Genomic DNA, 15265 nt, shown 5'->3' on the forward strand with positions numbered 1-15265 from the left:
ACCAGCGTCGAGCAATGACAAACACGACGTTGGGTCCGGACGAAACCTTGACCGGACCCGAAGCGGGGGCAGTAGCCTCCAGCGGCAGCAAGGCATTGCAACCAATTCGGATGGCAAGTCTGGCGGCTTACGGCGCAATGGCGTTCCCGCTCGCCTTTGTCGGCTTGCCCATCTATCTTCACGCTCCGGACTTTTATGCAGTCACTCTGCAAATCCCGCTCGCAACGCTCGGGTCAGTCCTGCTGGCACTCAGGCTGGTCGATGCAATCCAGGACCCGCTCATCGGCAGCCTCAGTGACCGTTTTCACACCTCGCGCGCAACAATCCTGGCGATAGGCGCGGTGTTGCTCGGCACCGGGTTCTGGATGCTGTTTCATCCCCTTGCAAGCGCCCCGGTTCTTTGGTTCGCACTTGCCGTCTTTGTCTGCACGACCGGCTTTTCGGTCGTGTCCATCAATTTTCAGGCCCTTGGCGGCCTCTGGCGGACGACAACAAACGAACGCACCAGAATTACCGCAAGCCGGGAAGCTATCGGTCTGGTCGGACTTCTTGTGGCGGCCGTGACGCCGCCGATCCTGACACAAATCGTTGGGCCCTCCGACGCGTTTCACTGGCTGTCGCTTGTTTACCTGCCACTCCTGTGCGTAACGCTCTGGCTCCTCGTCCGCTGGATGCGCTCAGCTCCTCTGGAAACCCCGGCGAAACGTCAGTCCGGGATCAGCTGGTTGTCACTCCTCAACAACCGCTGGCGCGGCCTGTTCTTCGGGCTCGTTTTCCTCAACGTCTTTGCAAGCGCGATACCCGCGGTTCTAGTCCTTTTCTTCATTCGCGACCGGCTCGGCGCGGAAACCTATACTGGTCTGTTTTTGTTAACTTATTTCCTGTCGGGCGCAATCTCCATGCCGCTCTGGACAGCGATTGCCAGGAAGTTCGGCAAGTTGCGCGCGTGGCAATTTTCCCTTGCCGCAGCCATTCTGACCTTTTGCTGGGCTGCGCTCCTGCAACAGGGAGACATCGCGTCTTACGCGCTGGTATGTGCCTTGTCCGGGCTTGCTCTTGGCGCTGATCTCGCATTACCGCCTGCGATCCTGGCCGACCACATCGAAGCTGACGGGCGGCAGCAGGAAGCCTCGAAGCTATTTTCCATAATGGCGTTTTTGTCGAAGTCAGCTCTCGCCGTCGCAACAGGGCTCGCACTGCCAGCGCTCGGCATCTTTGGATACCATCCAAACGTGGTCATGACGCCGGAACTGAATTTTGTCATGAGCGTCACCTATGCCGGACTTCCGTGTATCTTCAAATTGGCTGCCCTTGGCGGGCTGCTCCTGTTTGAAAAAGATCTCGAACTGCGCCCGGCTGCGGCGTGACACCCTCTTGACCGCGGCTGCCGAATTCTGATTGCGTGTTTTCATCAAATTTGACCGGAACCGCCGATGGCCGTACGACCGCCCCAATTCACCAAACCTGCCGACAAGGACCCGCTGGCGGCGGCTCTGGAGCAGGAGGTCTTCAGCGAGATGGCGTCCACGCTGTCCCGCTTGACGACGAAACTTCAGACTGCTCTCGAACAATTGAGTGAGGCGGAAAACGACCCGGATGCATCGGACGAGCATCGGCTGACCAGATTGGCAGAAGCCGGTGAAGCGCTCTGGCACGTGATCATTCAACGCGAATTGTGCGGCCTTCGCAGGCACAAGGAATTCAATGATCATATGGGCGTTCCGAAGGCTGTGCGGCTCTCAATGGGTCCGGCCGTCAGCACCAAGGCGCGCGCCCGGTCGTAGTTTGGGTCAATAAGCGGGCAAATGTGACCCCAATCACTTCTTTGTTGACGGAAGTGCCGTAGCGAAAGGAAGCTGTTGCATCTTTGTCGCTAGGGTGGTTTTTACGGGGGTTATTGCAAGATGCGTTATTTACTGTCGTGCTCAGTGAACTATGTCTATCCGCTTAGGTTGACTGGTGCAGGGAAAGCTGCCCAGCATCCGACAAAAAAATAATGCCGAGCGCAGAGCGATCATGATGTGCAGCAAGACTGGCTCCTTGAAGTTTGTTCGAAGACTAATACCGGCTTGCCTGGCGCTGGGACTGCTCATCAATCCGGCAGTACCGGTCATCGGCTTAACCCAACCGGCAGAGGCTCAGTCGGTACGCGTTGTTCCGGAAGGCAACCGCTACAAAAGCCAGCCCAAGATCCCGTTTGCGTCAGCGCGCAGAACTTCCGCCTCCAAATCAAGCTACGATGCGAAATTCGACAAGGTCGTCGCGGTTCTTAAGCGGGACCGGCGCCTGATGTCTTCCATCAAGCGGGTCGCAAGCCGCTACGGCATTGACCCCATTCACATTATCGGCGCGATCGTCGGTGAGCACACCTACAACTACGACACGCTCGACAGCGCGCAATCCTATTACGTGAAAGCCCTTGCCTATGCGGGCATAAACATCGACTTCGAACTCAATGGAGAACATGTCGACGTCTTTGTTCAGCGCCCGCAGTTCGAACGCTGCCGCAAGGACCATATCCAGAAGAGCAGCGACCGCCGCTGGTCCTGCTACGAGAATGTGTGGAACAGCAAGTTCCGCGGCAAACGGGTCGAAGGCGTGCGCTATCCGAAGAAGAACTTCAACGAGGCCTTTTTCCAGCCGCTCTATGCGGGCCAAAGCTTCGGTCTTGGCCAGCTCAGCCCGCTGACCGTCCTCAAAATGACCGATCGCGTCTCGCGCCAAAGCAGGTTCCGGAAGCTGGAAGCGTCAAATTCTGAAGCCGTTTACAAGGCGACGATGGATCCGAACATGTCGCTGCACTACATGGCAGCCATCATTCAGGATGCCATTGCGGCCTACAAGTCGGTCGGCAAGGTCGACATCTCGAACAATCCCGGTTTGACCGCCACTCTCTACAATCTTGGCGACCCCTGGGGCCGGGCGGCCAAATTCCGCCGGACCGGTCGAAGCTGGCCACGAGAAAACTACTACGGCTGGCTCGTCAATGACCGGATAGACGACCTGAGAGCCCTTCTCTGAAGCAATGACGAGGCCTGCGCAGGAGCGGGCCGGCCCTGGGCCGTCAGGTCAGGAACGGATTGGTCTGGCGCTCATGCCCGATTGTCGATGCTTGCCCGTGACCCGGCAGGAACGAGACCTCATCGCCGAGCGGCAGCATTTTTTCCTGAATGGACTGGATCAGCGTTGCGTGGTCTCCGCCTGGTAAATCGGTCCGGCCGATCGACCCGGCGAACAGCACATCGCCTGAAATCGCAAACCCGAGTTCCTTGTCGACAAACACGAGATGGCCGGGAGAATGGCCCGGACAATGCAGAACATCGAACATACGCCCGGCGATCTCGACTTGCTCGCCTTCGACCATCCATCGGTCGGGCGTCACCGGTTTCGCCTCGGGAACACCGAACTGGGCCGCCTGGTCTGCGACCCGTTCGATGAGCGGTTTGTCGGCCTCATGCGGACCTTCGACCGGAACACTCAGAGCCGCCGCCAGATCGGCAGCGCCACCAATGTGGTCGATATGCCCGTGTGTCAGCACAATCTTCTCCACGTTGACATCCTGCTTCTTGATTGCCTCCAGGATGCGTTCGACATCACCGCCGGGATCGACAACGGTTCCCCGCATGGTCTGCGGGTCCCAAATCAAGGAGCAATTTTGCTGAAAAGGTGTAACGGGCAGGACCATCACCTGAATCGGCGGTGTTTCATCCATATCTGAATTTGTCGTATCTTCTGTCACACCTGCCTCCTTTGGAAACACCTCGGACTGGCTCGGCAACAAATGCGGGACAAAACAATCCGGTGTCGTCTTTCTGCACGTTAGCGGCTTCACCTTGCCGCGTGCATTTCGTACAAGATGTATAAGCCTCTGAGAAGACGGCAATGAAAATCGGGTAACCGGACATAATGACGCTAAGACTGCTGACTTTCCTGATAACCGCCGCCACCGCCTTTTTGGCTGTGTCCGGGAGTATGGCACAGCCGGGCCGTACCGCACCAAATTTTGAGGGATGGACGGTGGATTGCGGAAATACCGGCGTCTGCTTCACCTCCTCCTTCACCCGCAGCCAGTCGGTCTGGGTTGACGTGCGCATCGTCCGGGACTGGCAGGCCGAAGCTCAGCCGCTTATCCGATTGACCACCAACACGGAACTTCCCCAGGAAGGAACGCTTCGGTTTGATGTCGATGGCGCGACCATCGAAGAACTGCCCATCGAACAGTTGCGCGAAATGCAGCCGGCGGTGACCGCTCCCTCCGGCTTCCGCCCGCTCGGCGGTGAAGGCTTCTGGTATCCGGCCGGACCTGCTGCCATCACGCTTCTGGACGCCATGCAGAAGGGCAAGGTTCTGACAATCCATCTGCCTGAAGGAAACGGATCTGACGCCATATCGGTCCCCGTTCCCCTTCAGGGCCTGAAGGCCAGTCTTCTCTGGCTCGACAACAGACAGGACCGAACCGGGACAGTCGCTGCAATCGTCGCCCCGGGCACGGGTCCGGCAAGGGATGCGCCGCACGCATTGCCGATCCTGAGTGCAGACCAGTTGCCGCCCGAAGTAACGGCCATCTGGTCGGCAAACAGGCTTTGCTCCGCAATTGATCCAGCCATATTCGCCAGCCTGAACGCTGTGCGTGTTCCGCTCGCCGAAGGCGCTTCGCTCTACATCATCCCCTGCGGCGCACCAACGGCCTATAACAGCCCCTATGTCGCCATTCTGTCGGGCAAGGACGGCGCTGCGCGCCAGGTTCACGTTGCAAGAATGTCGGAGAAAGGTCCGATTGCATCGGATCTCATTTACAACGCAAGGTGGATTCCTGCAGATCAGCAGCTGGTCAGCTATTTCAAGGGATCCGGTGTTGGCGAGTGCGGGCTCTGGAACCGCTGGATCTGGAACGGTACGGGACTGGTCCTGCTGGAAGAAGCAACCCGGAAGACATGTGACGGTACGGCACCTGACTTGTCCAATTGGTCAAGTACCTGGCCCTTAAAAAACGCGCCCGATTAACGCCTGTCCCAAGGAATTTCTTGCGATTTCATGCCTCACGCCCTTATGATGGAGCCGCAGCGGCTGGTAAGGGATGCGGCAGGTTTGTTTCAGCCCGATCCCAGAATGTTGAACAGGCGTACAGGGTGCGCCTGCCTGAGGTGACGTCTGTGAAGACGGGTGAGATTGGCTGATATGTGCCGGCGGGGCACGGAAATTAAGGTGATTCAGTAATGCACGATGGCGATTCGGACCGGCGGTCGCGTGGTCGGCGCGGCGGCAAGCGCGAGTTTGGCGGTCCGCAAGACTTCGGCAGTGATTTTGGCGGCGGCGACTTCGGTGGCGATTATGGCGGTGGCCGGGACGGTGGTTACCGCGGCGGACGCGACAATGATTTTGGTGGCGGCTACGGCCGCGACAACAGAGACGGCGGAGGCGGCTACGGCGGCCGTGACGGCGGATATGGCGGCGGCGGCGGTGGTGGCCGCGGCGGTTATGGCGGCGACCGGGACGGTGGCGGCCGAGATGGTGGATACGGTGGCGGCGGCGGCGGACGCGGCGGCTATGGTGGTGGTCGTGATGGCGGCTACGGCGGTGGCGGCGGACGCGGCGGCTATGGTGGCGGCCGGGACGGCGGCTACGGCGGCGGTGGCGGTCGTGACGGCGGATACGGCGGCGGCGGTGGCCGCGGCGGCTATGGTGGCCGCGACGGCGGCGACGGCGATGGCTTCCGGCAGGGACGCCCTCCCCGGCGCGATGGACCACCCGTTGAACGTGGCCCGCGTCAAAGCGGCACTGTTAAATTCTTCAAGACAGACAAAGGCTTCGGCTTCATAACACCGGATGAGGGCGAGGCTGACGTTTTCGTTCATATTTCGGCTGTTGAGCGCTCCGGCCTTGCAACGCTGGACAGCGGCCAGCGGATTTCGTTCGAGACGGAACCGGATCGCCGCGGCAAGGGACCTAAAGCGGTAAACCTGCAGGTGATTGAAGAAGGCTCCGAGGCTCCGGCCGACGACAGCGCTCCGGTCGAAGACAGCGCTCCGGAAGCCGAAGAATAAGACAGCCATCCGGCTTAGAATTATTACGAACGGGCGCAGCTCAGCTGCGCCCGTTTTCGTATTGAACCCAAAGTCCGCATCTTTTCAAAGCGTATCGGTCCGCCTATAACGCGGTTCCGCTCAATCTCAGGTGCGTTTCATGTCCGCTGCAAATTCTCCCGCCAATATCCGTCCGTTTGAGCCAGGCGATCTGAGCACATTGCTGCTGTTGAACAATGCGGCCGTTCCGGCCGTGAACGAGCTCACGGCAGAAGACCTGCTCGACCTGGTCAACCAGGCACTTGTCTGCCTTGTTGCGGAAGTCGACGGCGCGGTTTCAGGTTTGCTTCTGTGTGTCGGCGACGGCACAAGCTACGACAGCCCGAACTACCTTTGGCTCAGCGAAAGGCTTTCGAACTTTGCCTATACGGACCGAATTTGCGTCGACGAGACAAAACGCGGCCTGAAGATAGGCGATGCGCTCTATGCAGAGCTCTTCAGACATTTTGCAGGAACCGGAAGATGCTTTGTGTGCGAGGTTAACGAACGCCCGCCCAATCCCGGGTCTCTGCGCTTTCACAAGAGACTTGGCTTTGAAGAGATCGGGACGGCGGATAATGGCGACAAGGCCGTCATCTACCTGAAACGCGCGCCCGAACCCGCCAGCTGACCTTTGCAGGGCGCAGGACACAACGATGAACTACAGGCATGCCTATCACGCAGGGAACATTGGTGATGTGCTCAAACACGCCGTGCTCTCGCGGCTGATTGAGTATTTCAAGCGCAAGGACAAAGCGTTCCGGATCCTTGACACCCATGCCGGCATTGGCCTCTACGATCTGACATCTGAAGAAACGCAGAAAACCGGCGAATGGCAGGAAGGCATAGGCAAGGTTCTGTCTGCCGAGATGCCCGAAGACGTTTCGGAATTGCTCGCCCCGTGGCTGTCGGTGGTTCGTGCGCTGAACCCGGATGGTGAGTTGAAGGCCTACCCTGGGTCTCCGTGTCTTGCCCGGGACCTTGTCCGCAAAAACGACAGGCTGACCCTGACCGAGCTTCATCCGGCGGATTTCAGGGCCCTGTCCGACCTTTTTTCCGGAGACTTTCAGGTCAAGACCATCCATCTGGATGGTTGGCTGGCCATGGGCAGCTTCCTGCCGCCGAAAGAAAAGCGGGGCTTTGTGCTGATCGATCCGGCATTCGAAGTCACCGATGAATTCGACCGCATGACAAGCGCCGTCATGAAGGCGTGGAAGAAATGGGCAGGCGGGACCTATGCGCTCTGGTACCCATTGAAAGACGCAAGGTCTGTAAAGCGCATGCACGAGACCTTCGGGGACGCGGGGCTCAAGGACGTGCTGACAATCGAGTTGAGCGTTGGCAAAAGCGGCCCGGACACGCGAATGCTCGGGTCCGGCATGACGCTGATCAACCCTCCCTTCACTCTCGCTGGCGAGATGCGCACCCTCCTGCCCTGGTTCTGTGATGTCCTGCGTCAAGGTCCCGGAGCAGGCTGGGATGTCACGCAGCTGATTGGTGAATAACCCTTGGTCATGGTCTTGTCCGGAAGCGATGCGAAACGCTTTCAAAGCCTATTTTATAAGGGTATGACCCAAGCTATGGCCATTTTTGGAGCTTTGGGTTCTTGACCTTGAGGCTCCGCTCCCCCATCGTCTGTTTCACAATTTTCCTTTCGGAGATATTGCCGTGCATTTTGCCCGTTCCGCCCGCCTGATCCTGTCCGCACTTGCCGTCTGTACAGCGTTTGCAACTCCGGCAGCGGCTGAAGAATTCCGCCCGTATTTCTCCTTTGGCAGCGGTGAAAACCGGTTGCCTGACTGCACCGCCTCTTCGGTACAAAGCGCCGTGGCCGGGTCCGTCGCCAGGGCCTACAACGACTATTACGGCGGAAGAACGATCACCAACATCTATGAGATCCGCGAATTGGCCTATCGCGCCAACGACGTCAGCCCTATTGCGCGCCGCTATTGCACAGGCACAGCCAGCCTGTCCGACGGCTCCCAGCAACATCTGCACTATCTGATCGAGGAAAATGCCGGCTTCGTGGGCATAAGCTGGAACGTTGAAGCCTGTCTTTCCCCGCTCGACAAATGGCGTGTTTACGGCGCTCACTGCAGCACCGCCCGCCCTCACTGAGTTTTCCGGAGAAATGGCGTTCTGCAGTCGCGTAGTTGGTCTGGTAGCCTTTCTCCTGTCCGCCTTGAGCGCTGTCCCGTCGTCAGCCGATCAGCCGGGCGAGTTCGACTTCTACGTCCTTGCACTGTCGTGGTCGCCCACCTATTGCAAGCAGGAAGGTGCTGACGCCAATCGCCACCAATGCGACATCAGGAAACCGTTTCGTTTCGTGGTCCACGGCCTGTGGCCGCAGTACGAGCGCGGCTATCCCCAATCCTGCGATGGTCCCAGGCGGATCGAAAAACGCATTGCGATTGACATGGAAGACATCATGCCGAGCCACGGTCTGGTGTTTCACCAGTGGCGCAAGCACGGCACCTGCTCAGGCCTTGAACCTGACGAATATTTCGATCTGACACGCGAGGCTTTCGAAAGAGTCGCCATTCCAGGAGCGTTCGCAAAGCTCGACAAGCGCAGCAAGGCAGCGCCGGAGACGGTCGAAAAAGCCTTTCGCCTTGCCAATCCCGGTCTGGAAAATGATGCAATGGCCGTCACCTGTTCGCGCGGGGAATTGGAAGAGGTCAGAATTTGCCTGACGAAAGATCTGGAGTTCAGGTCTTGTGAAAACTTGGACCGGTCCGGTTGTCGTGCCGACAGCCTGTCGGTGCCGCCGCCCCTGCCCCGCTGAGGCGACAAAATTCAAAGATCCCCGCCCCGGGGACAAGTCTTCAAGACGTCAAGAGGAAACCCAGGATGAAACTTCGCTCATCGCCCCCTTCTCCCTTTGGCAGGAAGGTGAAAATAGCTGCCGCGATGCTCGGCTTGAAGGACAGGATCGACATCGAGGAAGCCAACACGGCTGATCCGGACGACAGTCTGCGCGGTCAAAACCCGCTCGGCAAGATCCCGGCCCTGATCCTGGACAACGGCGATGTGATCTATGACAGCGCGGTCATTCTCGAGTATCTCGACTTCATGGCCGGGGGCGGCAAGCTCTTCCCGTCCGGCGAAGCGCGGTTCACAGTCCTGCGCGACCAGGCACTTGCAGACGGCATCATGGATGCTGCTCTGCTTCGCGTTTACGAAAAGCGCTTCAAGCAACCCAATTACCGTGACCCCGCCTGGGATGCCTATCAGGGTGCCAAGGTGGAGCGTGGCCTTGCCTATTTTGAGCAAAACACGCCCGTGGCACCGTCTTCGTCCGCGGACGTCACTGCAGCCACTCTGACGCTTGCCTGCGCGCTTGGCTATCTCGACATGCGTTTCGGAGACGCTTGGCGTCAGAGCCATCCGAATCTGGTTGCATGGCTGGCAGCGTTCGAAGCGGTCGTACCGGCTTATGCAGAAACACGGCAGCCGGCAGCGCCCGTTCCAGACGACGCCGCCGTTGATCTGAAGTAAGCAGTAGGCCGGTGTCATCACCGGCCTTTTTGTTTTATCGGACTTGTCGTTTCCGCGATCCTATGCCCGTCCGCCGGGCAGCGGACTGCGGCCCCGCGCCTTCAACAGCCGTCGCCCACTGACAAGGGACTGGCCGAAATCGCGCTGCACAGCCAACAGTGCCGGCACAAGCAGAATAACCAGGAACAGACCGACACCCAGTCCATAGGAAAGGGTTATCACCGTCGGTTTGAGGAACTGCGCCTGACGGCTGGTCTCAAATAGAAGCGGGGCCAGTCCGAACACCGTGGTTGCGGTCGTCAGCACGACGGCACGAAGCCGATCGCAGACGCCGTTGATCAATGCCTGGCGGAAGGGGTGGTTGCGGGCATGTTCGTCGATCGTGGTGACCAGAACGATACTGTCATTGATGATGATCCCGGACATGCCGATAAACCCGACAACGGAGAACATCGACAGCGGAACACCGTGCAGATAGTGGCCCCACAACATGCCGATCGATCCGAACGGAATGATGATCATGATCATCAGCGGACGCGTCCACGATTCAAAGATCCAGCACAGAACGAGATAAATTCCCGCCAGGCACAAGGCGAAGCCGAACATCGCGTCGGAAAGGAAGGACCTTTCCTGTTCTGCAAGGCCGCTCATCTCGCTTTCGACATCGAATTCGGCAGCCAGTTGCGGCAGCAACTCGTTTTCAAGAAGGGCCGTCACCCGGGCCGCTGCTTCCGGATTGTCTTCCGAAACATCACCGGTGACGGTGAGTGTCCGCAGCCCGTCACTGCGCCGCACGGATGCAAATCCGTAGCTGCTGTCGATCTGCACGATTTCGCTCAGGGAAACATAAGTATCCGCATCAGTTCGAACGCGCGTGGTATAGAGGAACGATGAGTCCGTTTCCTCATCCGGCATCAGCACCTTGACCTTGGCCGTGCGCCGCCCGATCGGAAATTCCGCGACTTCAATCCCTTCGAGACGATTGCGCAAAATGCGCGCAATGTCGTCCGTCGTGAAACCGAGCGCCTCGCCTTTCGGCGTCAGGGTCAGGCTCAGTTCGGGTTTGTCATAGGCCAGCGTGTCCTCAAGCGCGCTCACACCTTCGAGCGGTGCAAGCGCCTGTTTGAGGCTTTCCGCGGCGGCCTTGAGATTCTCGGTGGAAGTCCCGTAAAGCCTGACGTCGATGGCATCACCGCCCGGTCCCGACCGTTCGCCGCGTACCGCCAGAGTCTCCAGGAGAGGCGGGCGGTTGACTTCCTTTCGCCATTCTCCAATGAACTGGAACGCCGAGTAAGGCCGAAGATCCGGATCGATCAATTCGATCGAGATTCCACCGAGCTGATCGACATCCTTGCTGTCGGCTCCGCTGAGACCGCGTCCGGCCGTTCCGCCCACCGTTGACAGCGCAAATTGCACAGGTGCGACGCCGTCATGTTCTGCAGCATAGCGCTCATTGACGACATCAAGCGCTCGTTCGAGCTCCGAGATCATCGCCTTGGTATCGTCGCGCTCCGCGCCGGGCATCATCGCAATGCTCGCGGACACCACCGAGCGTTCCGGCGCATTGAAGAAGCGCCAGCGGACGCTGCCGTCGACGAACAGCGTTACGGACAGCAGCAGGATCATGACGGCAAACCCGAGCGCCGGATACCTGACCTTGATGACCCAGCCAATGAAACGACGGAAGACGTTTTCCCGGAACCACACAAATCCGCGATTGAAGACCCGGTTGGGCATGTCGTACCAGCGCTGCTTCTTGCTGGCTGAAAGCGCGTGATTCATGTGCGCCGGAAGGATCAGAAAACACTCCACCAGGCTTGCAATCAAAACCACAGCGACCGTGAACGGAATGTCCGCAATGAGTGTTCCGAACCGACCGCCGACAAAAACCAGGCCGATAAAGGCGATCAGGGTCGTGATTGAAGCTGTGAAAACGGGCGCAGTCATCCTGCGGGCCGCGAGGCTCGCCGCCTCGGCCGGAGAATATCCGCGCCGATGCAGGGAATCTGCGTGTTCACCCACAACAATGGCATCGTCCACGACGATGCCGAGGCAAATGATCAGGGCGAAGACCGACACCATGTTCAACGTAAGCCCGAAGGCATACATAAGCCCGATCGTGGCCATCATGGCGACCGGAATGCCCGCAGCAACCCAGAAGGCGGTGCGCGAGGACAGGAACAGGAACAGGAAAGCCAGCACAAGGCCAAGTCCGAACAGACCGTTTTCGATCAGGATGTTCATCCGGTCGATAATGTTCTGCGAGCGGGTCCGCGTGAGCTGGACAACAACGCCGTCGGGTAGTGTTTGCTGGAATTCGGCCGTGATCCGTTCGACGTCCCGCTGAATGGAGATCGTGTCGCCCTCGGCGCTGCGGTCGACGCGCAAGACTACGGCCGGCATGCCTTTGTGATAATAGGCCCTGCCGCTCTCAACGCCTTCGGTGACGATATCCGCCACCGCTCTGAGCTCCAGTTTTTCGCCCTGACTTGGTGCTTTTAGGACAATCTCGCCAAGTTCCTGCTCGGACCGTCTTGTCTGCCCCGTCCTGAGGCGCGCGCCGCTTCCGCTGACGTCGCCTGCCGGCGTGGTTTCCATTTCCGCCGACACGACGTCGGCAATCTCGCGCAATGTCAGATCATGGCGAACCAGCATGTTCTCGCCGACATTGATGCGGATGATCGGGTTTGCAAGACCCTGGATCGAAACCCGGGTCACACCATCGCGGAAGAGGACTGTCTGCAGATCTTCAGCAAAACGCGCCAGCTGGTCTATATCGACCGGGCCGTAAATGACGACATCGGTGACCCGATCGCGATAAAGCCCTCGAGTGACCACCGGTTCCTCGATCCCTTCCGGAAGGCTTGAGCGGGCCTGGTCCACGGCAGCCTTGACCTCATCGGTCGCCTGCCCCATGTCCCAACCTTCTTCAAACTCCAGATTGATGGATGCTCTGCCTTCACGCGAGACAGACGTCGCTTCGTCGACACCATTGATCGCAAGAAGCTGTGGCCCCAGTATCTCCACGACGGACCGGTCAAGATCCTCTGGTCCGGCACCCGGCCAGGAAACCTCGACGTCGACCTCTTCACGTACGAAATCCGGAAAAAACTGCGTTCTGATCTGCGTCGATGCGGCAATTCCGGCAAGCAGCATCAAGGCAAGGAGCAGGTTCGCCGCCGTGCCGTGACGCACCATGTAGTCCAGGAAAGAGGCGAACCTCGGTCCGCCGGGAGTACGCATCTCAATTTGCTCCAATCACGGCTTTCAGCAACTGTGCCGTTTCAGATCAGACCTATCCCTTTCGGCCCTGCCGCTGTTCCAGCCTGTCGATCAGGTCCTTTGGAACCATCGGTTCGTTCAACAGGGCTATAAGGCGTGCCTTCCGGTTTTCGGGCATGTTCGAACTGTTCAGCTGTTCGATAAGAGCCGCGCGCCGCTCCGGTTCAAGCGCAATGAGGTCACCAGACGGTATGCCGGGATCATCAGGAGCCTTTGCGGTCTGCGGCGCATTTGTGGTGTCTTGAGGCGAGCCGCCGCTCCGGCGCGGATTGACTTTCAAGCCCTTGCCAAGCTGCGGCAACCGTTCGCGCACATAATCGGTTCCGAACGGCACATCAGCCAGCAGCACTTCATTGCCCATGCGGCGCATGACGCGGGCCTGAACCTCGTCGACGCGATCACCCTCCCCGACAATCAGCAACCGGCCGTCTTCAGTGACGGCAGCAGCGGGCACGGCCGCAACCCCGGTCAGTTCCGGTTCTTCCACATCAACTTTGACGAAGTCGCCGGGCCGCAGAACGGTTCCGGCTTCGATTTCAAGCGTGGCGAACAGGGTCCTGCCAGCCTCGCCTTCCGAGACAACGGCTGCGGCGCGGTCGATGTGACCCGGCACCTCCACGGAGCGCCCACCAAGCTGCAGGGTGACGGCGACAGGCGCCTTCACAAGCTTGCCGCTGTTGTCCAGCAGACGGGAAAACTCGGACGTGGACAGCGAGAACCTCACCTCAAGGGCGGAGGGATCTATCAGCAGGGCCAGTGTCTCGGACGGGCTGACGCGGCGGCCAAGCGTGGCGTCGACCTCCGCCAGATAGCCGTAGAACGGCGCTGTAAGCGTCGTTTCGTCCAGCACCCGCTCGGCATCTTCAAGCGCCAATTGCGCCCGCTGCACCGTCAAATCCATGCGCTCGATGCGTTTTCGCGCGGTGATCACCGACTGCAGGCGGTTGTTCAGAGCCTGCTCCAGCGAAGCAACGGCAAGCTCCTCCGTTTCGACCTGAACGGCGGTCGAATAGCCTTTGTCCTTGAGCTGCGACTGGCGTTCGAGTGCCTGCCGGCGAAGATCGAGCTGGCGGCGCGCGGCCTCAAGTTCTTGTTCGGCCACGACAATTGCTTCTTCCGCTTCGGCTTTTTGGGCCTCTGCATCTGCAAGCGCGGCTTCCGCGTCCAGATACTGGAATTCGGCATTTGCCGGGTCGATCCGAAGCAGGAGCTCACCTTTGTGAACGGCGGCTCCGTCGCGGAACTTGCTGGCGACATCCACAAGCCGGCCTTCGGAACTCGCCCTCAGCTGAAGCGTGCGCCAGCTCTCCACCTGACCATAGGCAGTTGTGACCGGATTGACGGTTTGAGGCGCGAGTTCGGCAACGTTGACGGTATAGCTGCGTTCGCGCGCCGGACGCTGGCGCGCGGTTTCCTCCACAGTCAGGGCGCCATAAAACTTGTAGGCGCCGAAACCGGCGAAACCGATCATGATCGCAAACAGCGCAAGACCAACCAGCCCGCGCATCAAAAAGCGCATTCACCTCTCCACTCGAACCGTTGCGCCAAAGTGCCTGGGCGCACCACCGTGCCACACACACATAACGCTAAGATCATGTTTTACCATGGATGTGCGGCAATTATCTGAAAAGCTTGTATCCACTTGTAACAAAAAACCGGCCCCTTTCGGGACCGGTCTTTTGAGAAGCTATGCAACCAGTGTCAGAATTTGTAACCGACACCGAAGCGCACGAGCTGATTGCTGAAATCGGTAGTCACCCCGGTGCCATTCAGGTTGAAGTCCTGATCGCCGAAGTCCTGGTAAGCGTAGTCGAGACGCGCCGAGACATTGTTGGTGATCGCGGCTTCACCACCGACACCCAGCGTCCAGCCGACCGCAGTCTTGCTGTCTGAGTCACCGTTGCCGGACACTTCAAGATCCGCCAGTGCAAGACCACCGGCACCGTAGACCAGATACCGGTCAAACGAATAACCGATACGCGCGCGAATGTTCGAGTTCCAGTCCGACTTGGACGTCACCGTCTGTCCACCCGCGGATTTGGTGTCTTCAAGATCCGTAAGGGTAAAGTCCCCTTCCGCACCGACAACGATGTTCGGTGTGACCTGGAAGTTGTAACCGGTATAAAGACCGCCTGCGACACCATTGGCATCGGTGTCGAGGTTGGCTCCGCCGACCCGGTTGTCGAAACTGCCGAATGACCAACCGAGGTTGCCACCGACGTAAAGACCCGTCCAGTCGATGCTCTGTTGCTGAGCCGGAACTGCCTCATAGGCCGGAGCCGGAGCCTGGGGTAAATCGGCTGCCCAAACCGGCGCGGTTCCAGCTGTTGCGGCAGTTACTGCCAAGCCTGCAAGCACAAGACGTTTCATGGATGATACTCCAGATCCTAATAATCCATACTGAGCTGACCAATTGATTTGGC

14 protein-coding genes are annotated in these 15265 nt (G+C 59.1%); 10 read left to right on the forward strand and 4 right to left on the reverse strand.

Annotated elements, in window-relative coordinates:
• Window positions 1-14 precede the first annotated feature (14 nt).
• The 3 genes from RBB47_RS18095 (at window position 15) to RBB47_RS18105 (ending at window position 3021) form a co-directional block, all read left to right on the forward strand.
• Entirely contained in the window at window positions 15-1367 is a 1353-nt protein-coding gene (locus tag RBB47_RS18095; protein WP_305987274.1) for an MFS transporter, read from the forward strand.
• 66 nt (window positions 1368-1433) lie between these two features.
• The gene (locus tag RBB47_RS18100; protein WP_305987275.1) at window positions 1434-1784 is read left to right on the forward strand and encodes a DUF6665 family protein; all 351 of its coding nucleotides are present in this window, start codon (window positions 1434-1436) and stop codon (window positions 1782-1784) included.
• A gap of 295 nt (window positions 1785-2079) precedes the next feature.
• Window positions 2080-3021, forward strand: a complete 942-nt coding sequence (locus RBB47_RS18105) for a DUF1402 family protein (protein WP_371932815.1) — start codon at window positions 2080-2082, stop codon at window positions 3019-3021.
• Between the two features lie 43 nt (window positions 3022-3064).
• Here RBB47_RS18105 and RBB47_RS18110 read toward each other — a convergent pair whose 3' ends face one another.
• Window positions 3065-3712, reverse strand: coding sequence for an MBL fold metallo-hydrolase (locus RBB47_RS18110; RefSeq protein ID WP_305987389.1), 648 nt, complete (start codon window positions 3710-3712; stop codon window positions 3065-3067).
• Between the two features lie 194 nt (window positions 3713-3906).
• Here RBB47_RS18110 and RBB47_RS18115 point away from each other — a divergent pair, with 194 nt between their 5' ends.
• The 7 genes from RBB47_RS18115 (at window position 3907) to RBB47_RS18145 (ending at window position 9560) form a co-directional block, all read left to right on the forward strand.
• Complete coding sequence (locus RBB47_RS18115; protein ID WP_305987277.1) at window positions 3907-5004, forward strand: DUF1176 domain-containing protein; 1098 nt, start codon at window positions 3907-3909, stop codon at window positions 5002-5004.
• Between the two features lie 212 nt (window positions 5005-5216).
• The gene (locus tag RBB47_RS18120; RefSeq protein WP_305987278.1) at window positions 5217-6044 is read left to right on the forward strand and encodes a cold-shock protein; all 828 of its coding nucleotides are present in this window, start codon (window positions 5217-5219) and stop codon (window positions 6042-6044) included.
• Window positions 6045-6183: 139 nt separating this feature from the next.
• Complete coding sequence (locus RBB47_RS18125) at window positions 6184-6693, forward strand: GNAT family N-acetyltransferase (protein ID WP_305987279.1); 510 nt, start codon at window positions 6184-6186, stop codon at window positions 6691-6693.
• Window positions 6694-6718: 25 nt separating this feature from the next.
• A complete protein-coding gene (locus tag RBB47_RS18130) occupies window positions 6719-7567 on the forward strand; it encodes a 23S rRNA (adenine(2030)-N(6))-methyltransferase RlmJ (protein WP_305987280.1) in 849 nt (282 codons plus the stop codon).
• A 163-nt stretch (window positions 7568-7730) separates the two neighbouring features.
• Window positions 7731-8180: a cytoplasmic protein gene (locus RBB47_RS18135; protein WP_305987281.1), complete on the forward strand. Its 450-nt coding sequence runs from the start codon at window positions 7731-7733 to the stop codon at window positions 8178-8180.
• Window positions 8181-8193: 13 nt separating this feature from the next.
• The gene (locus RBB47_RS18140; protein ID WP_305987282.1) at window positions 8194-8847 is read left to right on the forward strand and encodes a ribonuclease T; all 654 of its coding nucleotides are present in this window, start codon (window positions 8194-8196) and stop codon (window positions 8845-8847) included.
• 65 nt (window positions 8848-8912) lie between these two features.
• On the forward strand, window positions 8913-9560 hold the full coding sequence (locus RBB47_RS18145; RefSeq protein WP_305987283.1) for a glutathione S-transferase family protein: 648 nt from the start codon (window positions 8913-8915) through the stop codon (window positions 9558-9560).
• Between the two features lie 60 nt (window positions 9561-9620).
• Here RBB47_RS18145 and RBB47_RS18150 read toward each other — a convergent pair whose 3' ends face one another.
• The 3 genes from RBB47_RS18150 to RBB47_RS18160 all read right to left on the reverse strand — a co-directional run bounded on the left by RBB47_RS18150 (window position 9621) and on the right by RBB47_RS18160 (window position 15212).
• The gene (locus RBB47_RS18150; RefSeq protein WP_305987284.1) at window positions 9621-12803 is read right to left on the reverse strand and encodes an efflux RND transporter permease subunit; all 3183 of its coding nucleotides are present in this window, start codon (window positions 12801-12803) and stop codon (window positions 9621-9623) included.
• A gap of 52 nt (window positions 12804-12855) precedes the next feature.
• Complete coding sequence (locus RBB47_RS18155; protein ID WP_305987285.1) at window positions 12856-14361, reverse strand: efflux RND transporter periplasmic adaptor subunit; 1506 nt, start codon at window positions 14359-14361, stop codon at window positions 12856-12858.
• A 182-nt stretch (window positions 14362-14543) separates the two neighbouring features.
• The gene (locus tag RBB47_RS18160; RefSeq protein ID WP_305987286.1) at window positions 14544-15212 is read right to left on the reverse strand and encodes an outer membrane protein; all 669 of its coding nucleotides are present in this window, start codon (window positions 15210-15212) and stop codon (window positions 14544-14546) included.
• Window positions 15213-15265 lie beyond the last annotated feature (53 nt).

Origin of the sequence: Roseibium sp. MMSF_3544, from assembly GCF_030732845.1 — a bacterium.
Taxonomy (GTDB): Bacteria; Pseudomonadota; Alphaproteobacteria; order Rhizobiales; family Stappiaceae; genus Roseibium.